The sequence below is a fragment of the Mycobacterium sp. TH-M15 genome (assembly GCF_057473705.1).
In genome coordinates, this window is the sequence record NZ_JBYCLB010000669.1 from 1 (window position 1) to 4,151 (window position 4,151).

Annotated in this window: 4 protein-coding genes and 2 tRNA genes; 4 read left to right on the forward strand and 2 right to left on the reverse strand. The window is 68.8% G+C overall.

Annotation, left to right across the window (positions count from 1 at the left end; translation table 11 throughout):
- Both AC2VNT_RS16375 and AC2VNT_RS16380 read right to left on the reverse strand, forming a co-directional pair.
- Window positions 1-1,024, reverse strand: a 1,024-nt coding sequence (locus tag AC2VNT_RS16375) for a serine hydrolase domain-containing protein (protein ID WP_486947858.1), incomplete at its 3' end; no start/stop codon positions are given.
- A gap of 32 nt (window positions 1,025-1,056) precedes the next feature.
- Window positions 1,057-1,127: transfer RNA gene (locus AC2VNT_RS16380), tRNA-Gly, on the reverse strand.
- A gap of 113 nt (window positions 1,128-1,240) precedes the next feature.
- On the opposite strand from AC2VNT_RS16380, the gene AC2VNT_RS16385 reads away from it, so the two are divergent.
- The 4 genes from AC2VNT_RS16385 to AC2VNT_RS16400 all read left to right on the forward strand — a co-directional run bounded on the left by AC2VNT_RS16385 (window position 1,241) and on the right by AC2VNT_RS16400 (window position 4,106).
- Window positions 1,241-1,317: transfer RNA gene (locus AC2VNT_RS16385), tRNA-Pro, on the forward strand.
- A gap of 61 nt (window positions 1,318-1,378) precedes the next feature.
- Entirely contained in the window at window positions 1,379-2,773 is a 1,395-nt protein-coding gene (gene tig, locus AC2VNT_RS16390; RefSeq protein WP_486947859.1) for a trigger factor, read from the forward strand.
- Between the two features lie 95 nt (window positions 2,774-2,868).
- Window positions 2,869-3,471 carry an ATP-dependent Clp protease proteolytic subunit gene (locus AC2VNT_RS16395; protein WP_486947860.1) on the forward strand — a complete coding sequence of 201 codons (603 nt, stop codon included), beginning with the start codon at window positions 2,869-2,871 and terminating at the stop codon, window positions 3,469-3,471.
- Window positions 3,468-4,106: an ATP-dependent Clp protease proteolytic subunit gene (locus AC2VNT_RS16400; protein ID WP_486947861.1), complete on the forward strand. Its 639-nt coding sequence runs from the start codon at window positions 3,468-3,470 to the stop codon at window positions 4,104-4,106. Before AC2VNT_RS16395 ends, AC2VNT_RS16400 begins: the two co-directional genes overlap by 4 nt.
- The last annotated feature ends 45 nt before the right edge of the window (window positions 4,107-4,151 follow it).

A 4,151-nucleotide genomic window follows, 5' to 3' on the forward strand; every position in this document is an offset into this window, starting at 1 on the left:
GGCCGAAGATGCGCGGATTGGGTCCGACGACACAGTGCTGGTTGAGCATGTAGCCCAAGCCGAACCCGTTGTCGGCGGAGCGCGGGCCGAGCACCACGTCGGGTTCGTCGGGGCCCTGGTTGGTCCGGGCCAGGTCCATCTGGCGGCGGCTCAGCAGCTTTCCCTCGGAGAGCGCGTTGTAGAAGCCGGCCAGCCCCAGCGCCGACACGTGCCCGTTGTTGGCGGGGTTCTCGATGCTGCGCCACAGCTCCATGTCGTTGAGCCGGAGCGTCTCGTCGGGGATGTAGCCCATCGCCATCGAGATGGCCACGCCGGCCCGCTTGTGCTCGGCGAGCGAGGTGGGATCACCGGCGGCCGACACCACCCCGGTCAGGGTCGTGGTCACCTCCTCCTGGTTGGCCACCTCCGCGCAGCGGTCCCGTTCGATCTCCGGCAGGCCGATGTAGACGTCGAGGCCGAGCGGCTTGGCGATCTCGGCGCTCAGATACTCACCGACGGTGAGCCCGGCCACCCGGTGGAACACCTCGCCGATGATGAAGCCGAAGCTGACCGCCGCGTAGCCCTGCGCGGTGCCCGGCCGCCACCACGGCGCGCTGGCGGCCAGCCGCTGGCAGACCAGGTCCCAGTTGGCGACTTCCCGCCAGCGCAGCCGGGAACTCGGCCCGATCGTGCCGGACCGGTGGCCGAGCACCATCGCGACCGTGACGCCCTCCTTGCCGGCCTGGCCGAACTCCGGCCAGTAGTAGGCGACCGGCTTGCCCAGGTCGAGTTCACCGCGCTCGACCAGCTGGTGCACGCAGGTGCTGGAGAGCCCCTTGGTGGCCGAGAAGATCGGGGTCAGGGTGTCTTCCCGCCACGGCCGGGTGCCCGCCACGTCGGCCGGCCCGCCCTGCAGGTTGACCACCAGCTCCCCGTCGACGAAGACCGCCACCGCGGCGCCGGACTCTTTGCGCAGCGCAAAATTCTCTTCGAACGCGTCGCGTACGCCGACGAACCGGCCGAGGCACAGCCCACGAACCCTCACCTCGGCGCCTCCCCGTCGGGTAACCCCATTTGAGCGGGCGACGGGAATCGAACCCGCGTAGCTAGTTTGGAAGACTAGGGCTCTACCATTGAGCTACGCCCGCATTCTTGGCCAGACTGTACCGGCGCGGGCGGAACCAATTCCACTTGACTCGGCTCGGCTGCGCAGCCAGATGTCCCGGCGATACCGGCGGGTCGTAGGATCGCGAGGTCAGCGCGGGGTGTAGCGCAGCTTGGTAGCGCATCCGCTTTGGGAGCGGAAGGCCGCAGGTTCAAATCCTGTCACCCCGACCAGGCACCGCGCGCGGCACCGACAGCCACCGACCGCCGTCAACGACACCGAGGGAGTACACGCGTGAAGAGCACCGTCGAGCAGCTGAGCCCGACCCGGGTTCGCATCAACGTGGAGGTGCCGTTCACCGAGCTGCAGCCCGATTTCGACCGGGCCTACAAACAGCTCGCCAAGCAGGTTCGACTGCCCGGGTTCCGCCCGGGCAAGGCCCCGGCCAAACTGCTGGAGGCGCGGTTCGGCCGGGAGGCGATGCTGGACCAGGTGGTCAGCGACGCGGTGCCGGGCCGGTACGGGCAGGCGGTGACCGACTCCGAACTGCGTCCGCTCGGCCAGCCCGAGATCGAGGTGACCAAGAAGGAGTACGGCCAGGACCTGGTCTTCACCGCCGAGGTCGACGTCCGCCCGCAGATCGCGCTGCCGGACCTGGCTGAGCTCACGGTGCAGGTCGCGCCGATCGAGGTCTCCGACGACGAGGTCGACGCGGAGCTGGAGTCGCTGCGCGGCCGGTTCGGCACCCTGACCGGCGTCCAGCGGGCGGCGGCCGACGGCGACGTCGTCGCGATCGACCTGGCCGCGACCGTCGACGGCGAGGACGTCCCCGAGGCCAAGGCCGAGGGACTCTCCCACCAGGTGGGGTCCAGGCAGCTGATCGAGGGGCTGGACGAGGCGATCGTCGGGCTATCGGCGGGGGAGAGCGCGGTGTTCACCACCACGCTGGCCGCCGGGCCGCACGCCGGGAGCGAAGCGCAGGTCACGGTGACCGTCGACGCGGTCAAGGAGCGCGAACTGCCCGACGCCGACGACGAGTTCGCCCAGCTGGCCAGCGAATTCGACACCATCGAGGAGCTGCGGGCCAACCTGGCCGAACAGATGCGGCGGACCAAGCGCATCCAGCAGGCGGAGCAGATCCGCGAGACCGCCCTGGAAGCGCTGGTCGGCGAGGTCGACATTCCGCTGCCGGCGGCGGCGGTGCAGGCGCACATCGACAACGTCACCGAGAACGCCCTACACGGCGTCGGCCACGACGAGGAGAAGTTCGCCGCGGCGCTGGCCGGGCAGGATTCCTCCCGCGCGGAGTTCGATGCCAAGACCCGCGCCGATGCGGAGAAATCGGTCACCACGCAGCTGTTCCTCGATGCGCTCGCCGACGAGCTGAACATCCAGGTCAGCCAGAGCGACATGACCCAGCATCTGGTGTTGATGTCGCGTCAGTACGGGGTCGAGCCGCAGCGGCTGGCCGGTTTTCTGCAGGAGAACAACCAGCTGCCGGCGGTCTTCGCCGACGTCCGGCGCGGGCTGACGCTGGCGGCGGCGGTGCGCGCCGCGACGGTGACCGACACCAACGGCGAGACGGTCGACACCGCGCAGTTCTTCGGGGAGGACACCGCACCGGCAGCCGGGGCGGAGGAGGCCGACCAGGAGGCACCGCGGGGCGACGACGCGGCGGCGGCCGAGTGACGCTGTGAGCGAACGTGGCCGGTTCGGTGAGTCCTCGCCGGCGCCGGTTGGTTAGGGTCGGTGCATACGAACCTCGAGAAAGCGGGTATCCCACTGTGAGCGACGTGAGCCACATGCGTTCGGAAGGGCTGGGTCTGAATCTCATCGACTCGGTGTATGAGCGTCTGCTGCGAGAACGCATCATCTTCCTGGGATCGCAGGTCGACGACGACATCGCCAACCGGCTCTGCGCGCAGATCCTGCTGTTGGGCGCCGAAGACCCGACCAAGGACATCGCGCTGTACATCAACTCGCCGGGCGGTTCGATCAGCGCCGGGATGGCGATCTACGACACCATGGCGCTCTCGCCGTGCGACATCGCCACCTACGCGATGGGCATGGCCGCCTCGATGGGGGAGTTCCTGCTGGCGGCCGGCACCAAGGGCAAGCGCTACGCGCTGCCGCACGCCCGGATCCTGATGCACCAGCCGCTCGGCGGGGTGACCGGCAGCGCCGCCGACATCGCCATCCAGGCCGAGCAGTTCCACGTCATCAAGAAGGAGATGTTCCGGCTCAACGCCGAGTTCACCGGACAGACCATCGAGCGCATCGAGGCCGACTCCGACCGCGACCGCTGGTTCACCGCCGCCGAAGCCCTCGAATACGGCTTCGTCGACCACATCATCACCCGCGCCCAGACCAACGGAGCCGCATCATGAACCCCGAAACCCAGCCGCAGGCGCGCTCCATCCTGCCGCAGTTCAGCGAGCGGACCCACCTCGGTGAGCGGATCGTCGACCCGTACGCCAAGCTCTTCGACGAGAGGATCATCTTCCTCGGCGCCCAGGTCGACGACGTCTCCGCCAACGACGTGATGGCGCAGCTGCTGGTGCTGGAATCCCAGGACCCCGACCGGGACATCACCATGTACATCAACTCGCCGGGCGGCGGGTTCACCTCGCTGATGGCGATCTACGACACCATGCAGTACGTGCGGGCCGACATCCAGACCGTCTGCCTGGGCCAGGCCGCCTCCGCGGCGGCGGTGCTGCTGGCCGCCGGCACCCCCGGCAAGCGGATGGCGCTGCCCAACGCCCGGGTGCTGATCCACCAGCCGTCGCTGGCGGGGGTGATCCAGGGCCAGTTCTCCGACCTGGAGATCCAGGCCGCCGAGATCGAGCGTATGCGGACGCTGATGGAGTCCACCCTGTCCCGGCACACCGGCAAGGACGCCGAGGTGATCCGCAAGGACACCGACCGGGACAAGATCCTGACCGCCGAGGAAGCCAAGGAGTACGGGATCATCGACACCGTGCTGGAGTACCGCAAGCTCTCGGCGCAGAAGTCCGCCTGACTCTGGCGTTGACTCTGCGTCCACGCAGCGGGTTACTCGAACTTC

Bases quoted from the DNA above. Each gene is read 5' to 3' on its own strand.
- AC2VNT_RS16400 (WP_486947861.1), top strand. From the start codon at position 3,468: ATGAACCCCGAAACCCAGCCGCAGGCGCGCTCCATCCTGCCGCAGTTC.